General features: G+C 58.9%; 5 protein-coding genes and 3 pseudogenes. 5 read left to right on the top strand and 3 right to left on the bottom strand.

Annotation, left to right across the window (positions count from 1 at the left end; genetic code table 11):
- Positions 1–172 precede the first annotated feature (172 nt).
- From ABK249_RS33610 to tnpB (ABK249_RS33995), 3 genes and pseudogenes are all read left to right on the top strand, one after another.
- Positions 173–577 (top strand): annotated as a pseudogene (locus ABK249_RS33610) (IS1182 family transposase); the annotation flags it as partial.
- 100 nt (positions 578–677) lie between these two features.
- A complete protein-coding gene (gene tnpA, locus ABK249_RS33605; protein ID WP_210059111.1) occupies positions 678–1,052 on the top strand; it encodes an IS66-like element accessory protein TnpA in 375 nt (124 codons plus the stop codon).
- The gene (gene tnpB / locus ABK249_RS33995) at positions 1,049–1,354 is read left to right on the top strand and encodes an IS66 family insertion sequence element accessory protein TnpB (protein WP_210059110.1); all 306 of its coding nucleotides are present in this window, start codon (positions 1,049–1,051) and stop codon (positions 1,352–1,354) included. Before tnpA ends, tnpB (ABK249_RS33995) begins: the two co-directional genes overlap by 4 nt.
- 62 nt (positions 1,355–1,416) lie before the next feature.
- Here tnpB (ABK249_RS33995) and ABK249_RS33600 read toward each other — a convergent pair whose 3' ends face one another.
- On the bottom strand, positions 1,417–1,704 hold the full coding sequence (locus ABK249_RS33600; RefSeq protein WP_210059109.1) for a hypothetical protein: 288 nt from the start codon (positions 1,702–1,704) through the stop codon (positions 1,417–1,419).
- Positions 1,705–1,905: 201 nt separating this feature from the next.
- Between ABK249_RS33600 and ABK249_RS33595 the strand changes: the two genes are divergently transcribed.
- Together ABK249_RS33595 and ABK249_RS33590 are read left to right on the top strand one after the other, a co-directional pair.
- Positions 1,906–2,649 (top strand): recombinase family protein, encoded by a 744-nt coding sequence (locus ABK249_RS33595; RefSeq protein ID WP_233470461.1) that lies wholly within the window; start codon positions 1,906–1,908, stop codon positions 2,647–2,649.
- Entirely contained in the window at positions 2,562–3,800 is a 1,239-nt protein-coding gene (locus ABK249_RS33590; RefSeq protein WP_325169822.1) for a recombinase zinc ribbon domain-containing protein, read from the top strand. Before ABK249_RS33595 ends, ABK249_RS33590 begins: the two co-directional genes overlap by 88 nt.
- Before the next feature lie 27 nt (positions 3,801–3,827).
- Here ABK249_RS33590 and tnpB (ABK249_RS33585) read toward each other — a convergent pair.
- A pseudogene (tnpB, locus tag ABK249_RS33585) lies at positions 3,828–3,983 on the bottom strand (IS66 family insertion sequence element accessory protein TnpB); the annotation flags it as partial.
- Positions 3,980–4,309, bottom strand: a pseudogene (locus ABK249_RS33580) (hypothetical protein); the annotation flags it as partial. The pseudogenes ABK249_RS33580 and tnpB (ABK249_RS33585), both read right to left, overlap by 4 nt.

The following is a 4,309-nucleotide window of genomic DNA, read 5'->3' as shown; positions in this document are numbered from 1 at the left end:
CCGCTCCGATCGCATCGCCGCAATAAGCGCGGCGTCAAACGCAAGATGAGCAACTTTCCCCTGCGACGACGAACCGATCCACCACTGCCGCCAATCGATATCAAACAAGCCATCAAAATCATTAACTAAACGGTATTGGGGCTAGCCGCATTTCTCGACGACCGTTCACAGCGTCGACAGGATCGACGCGGTGGCGGACCGGGGCTACTTCAAGATCGAGGATATGGAGGCTTGCGAGAATGCAGGCGTCACCGCCTATGTTCCCAAGCCGATCCGCGGTCCCGCCGTGGCCGAAGGGTTCTTTTCCAAGGAGCAGTTCCGCTACGACCCGGACAAGGACATCTACCTTTGCCCCGCAGACCAGGTGCTCTCACCACGTCATTTTGGCAAGTCCCGTGACAATGTGAAGATCGACTACGTCAACCGTGACGCCTGCAAGGCGTGCAGCCTGCGCGAACGCTGCACCAGAAGCTTCCGTCGTGTGTCGCGCCTGGAGAACGAGGCGGTGCTCGACCGCATGGCGGTGCGTCTTGTTGCCCGGCCCGACATTCTGGACCGGCGGCGCGAAAGCGTGGAGCGTATCGCCACGCCGAGAACCGCCTTGTTTTGTTAGACTGAAGCCGTTGTTTTTGTGAGGTGAGCGCTATCGCCACGTTGCTAACAACGAGGATAACGACGTGTCTATTCATCAGCTTGAGCTTCGGACTGGGACAGTCCGGCGGCGGAAGTTTACGCATGCTGCCAAAGAGGCGATTGTTTCAGAGACTCTGAGCGTCGAAACGACAGTGATGGATGTTGCGCGACGTCACGACCTTGATCGGTCATTGGTTTATCGGTGGCGTCGCGAATTTGGCGTTAAAGAGAGAGTGGAAGAACCACGCGCCTTCGTTCCGGTGAAGGTACAACAGGCGCCGGACGCGGCGATCGGAATACCGGCTGCTGCGTCTTCTGCGATCGAAATCCATGTTGGGCGGGGTCGGTTGGTGCGGGTCAATCGTGACTTTGATGCCTCGACCTTGTCGCGCGTGCTTGATGTGCTGGAGGGACGATGATCCCGATCAGTTCAAGCGTGCGGGTTTGGATTGCCAGCGGTCACTGCGATATGCGCAAGGGCATGCAGGGGCTAGCTCTCATCGTCCAAGAGGGGCTTGGCCGCAATCCGTTCCAGGGCGACGTTTTTGTGTTCCGCGGGAGAAATGCCCAACGACCGACATTCTGCATACGGTTTTCGTTTCGCGACGATCGCATATCCGTGGCATCCGCTGTTTGGAAGCGAGGTGCGGGTTTCGCCGTATCGGCGCGGCAAGAGCCTGATGTCCATCTATACGGACAAGCGGCCCGATCTATCCCATGAACTGCCGAATTGGATGTTCGACGAGAGCTACTGCAGCGGTATGACGCTTGGGCCACCCGAGATCAGCATCGCCGGTCTCGACGAGTTGGCAGCGACACTCGCGTCGTTCGGCGCGACTCGCTCAAGAGGCGCAAAATCCCGTCCTTCGAGGAAGAAGGAGAAGGATGATGCGAAGCAGGCGACATCAAAATCGCGACCAACTCGTTCTGCAGTTGGAGCGCCAAAATCTTCAGGTTCCAGCGGTCAAGAACGTCAAAGGGTTGGTGGAAGCGCTGGCGGATCTTCTGCTGGAAGCTCTGGAAGCGAACAGAATGACGAAGACGGGAGGCGTTGATGAACACGAAGATCACGCCTGACCATCTTCGCCGCGCCGCTGTGGTCTATGTCCGGCAATCCACAATGACTCAGGTTACCGGCAATCTCGAAAGTCAGCGCCGGCAGTATGATCTCGCTGGAGCTGCCGCAACGACTGGCTTTGCATCGGTGACTGTCTGCGGATTTCGGATTAACGGGACATCGATTCCGATCTCGGTCGCTCCGGCTCAGGTAGCATGGAACGGCCCGGATTCGAACGGCTTGTGGCACAGGTCTGCTCCGGCGATGTGGGAGCGGTCTATTGCATCGAGGCATCGCGTCTGGCGCGCAATGGCAGGGACTGGCATCATCTGATCGACCTTTGCGCACTCGCCGGTACATTGGTCATCGATCCGGATGGCGCCTATGATCCCCGGCTCGTCAACGATCGCCTGCTGCTCGGATTGAAAGGCACGATGTCGGAGTATGAGCTTAGTTTGATGCGCCAGCGCGGCATCGCCGCGCGTGATTCCAAGGCAGGACGTGGGGAATTGCGGTTCATGCTGCCGCCGGGCTTGTGCTGGAGCGAGGTGGGTAAGATCGAGATTGATCCGGACGAACATGTGGCCGAAACGATCAGGCTCGTTTTTGCCAAATTCCGGGAACTGGGAAGTGGACGACAGGTTTTTTTGTGGCTGCGGTCGGCCGATATCAAGATGCCGGTCGTCCTGCGCAATGTCGACGTCTGCAAACTTGTTTGGAAAGCGCCGGCCTATCACAGCGTCATGCAGATCCTCCACAATCCACTCTACGCGGGGGCCTATGCCTTCGGAAGACGCGCGCAGCGAACGCGGATCATCGATGGCCGCGCTCGCAAGGCAACAGGGGTGCGCAAGCCAGGGATGAGTGGAGCGTGCTGCTGCGCGACAATCATCAAGGCTATATCAGTTGGCGAGAGTATGAGGAGAACCATAAGCTTCTGGCCGAGAACGCGCACATGAAGAAGAATTGCGATCGCAAGTCGGCGCGTGGCGGCCGTGCCCTTTTGACGGGACTGATGCGATGCGGTCGCTGTGGCCGAATGATGCGCGTCTTCTACGGCAGCGCAAAAGGCAACGCTCATCGCTATCAATGCCGCGGCGACGATGCTCACGTGGGTGTCGGCCTTTGTATCGGCATTGGCGGCGTCAGGGTCGATCGCGCCGTTGCGATGCAGATTTTAGAAGCGGTGTCGGACCGTGCTGTCGAAGCGGCAATCTTCGCCTCGGATCAAGTCGAGCGGTCCCAAAGAGATGTCATTGCGGCAATCGAGCGGGACCTCGAAAGCGCACGCTACGAAGCGCTGTTGGCCAGTCGCAGGTATGAGCTTGTGGACCCGGCCAAGCGGCATGTTGCACGCGAACTGGAGGCCCGATGGAATGATGCCCTGGAGCGAGTAGGCGTGCTTGAACGCAAGATCAAGGATCTATCCGCGCTGTCAGCAGCGCGCCCCATCATCGATCGTGGCCGACTCCTGCAGCTTGCCCAGGATTTGCCGACCGTATGGAATACGCCCTCCACGGAGACGCGAACGAAGCAGCGGCTCATCCACATCCTGGTTCAGGAGATTATTTGCGATCTCGATGATGCGACCAACGAGGCGGTGCTCTTGATCCATTGGATCGGCGGTCGGCACACAGAGGTGCGTGTGGCGCGCGTCAAGACCGGAAGATATCCTGCCGAGCTCGCACCATCGGCTGTCGAGGCACTGCGCAAACTGGGCGGACATTGGCCAGATCGGGAACTCGCGGTCTCACTCAATAGGATGCTTTGCAAGACAGGTAATGGCGAGAGCTGGACGACCGTGCGTGTTCGTGACATGCGCGAGCGCCTGGGAATTCCCGAATATGATGCCACCAAAGTGGACGTACCGATGATCAGTTTGATGAAAGCGGCGGAGAAACTCGGTATTTGCGTCGGATCGGCCAAAAGCCTGGTGCAGAGAGGAATTTTACCTGCAACGCAAATCCTTCCCGGCTCACCGTGGATGGTTCCCGTCGAAGCATTATCCTCGGAAGCCGTCCGGATAGGGGTGCAGGGTGTCATCGATCGACGCCCGAAGTTTTATGAAGATTATCAATATGATAAAGTCGTCCGGTTGCCCGGAATCTGATGGAGGGATGCATTATGAAGCGCACTGTAGACGCTTGGCGCGGAACACGAACACATCGCCACAATAGGGATCGGCCGCAAGCGCTGACGCCACCAAAGCCACCAAGCCATTCATGCCGCGCCGGAAGTCGACAGGCTGCGTCGCCACCATGATCTTCACGCCATTTGGCGAAACTCCGATCACCGGCGTCCTCGCAACGCTGCCACGATCGCCTGCGCCAACTCGGGCGCCACCGAGCCAATCACGGTCATGCGTGCTCCGGCAATCTCGATCTCAATTCGGCCGGAAGCAACGGAAGCGATATCCGACGACGCGCTCTGGGGAGGCGCTCGATCGCCAACCACCGTCACCGGCACGAACATCGCCTGCTGCGCGAAGGTCTTTAGTGCGGGCCGCCCGAGCGTGTGTTCGTGTCGCGGATCTGGCGGGGCGAACAGACTGGCGTCCAGACGCAGGCGTGTAATGAGGGTGGCCCTATCGGGCAGCGCCGCCGCCAATGTATGGACAGC

The sequence above is a fragment of the Neorhizobium phenanthreniclasticum genome, assembly GCF_040066075.1.
In the GTDB taxonomy this organism is placed as follows: Bacteria; Pseudomonadota; Alphaproteobacteria; order Rhizobiales; family Rhizobiaceae; genus Neorhizobium; species Neorhizobium petrolearium.
Note: the sequence above shows the minus strand (reverse complement) of the source record. Positions and strands in the feature narration are given on the sequence as shown.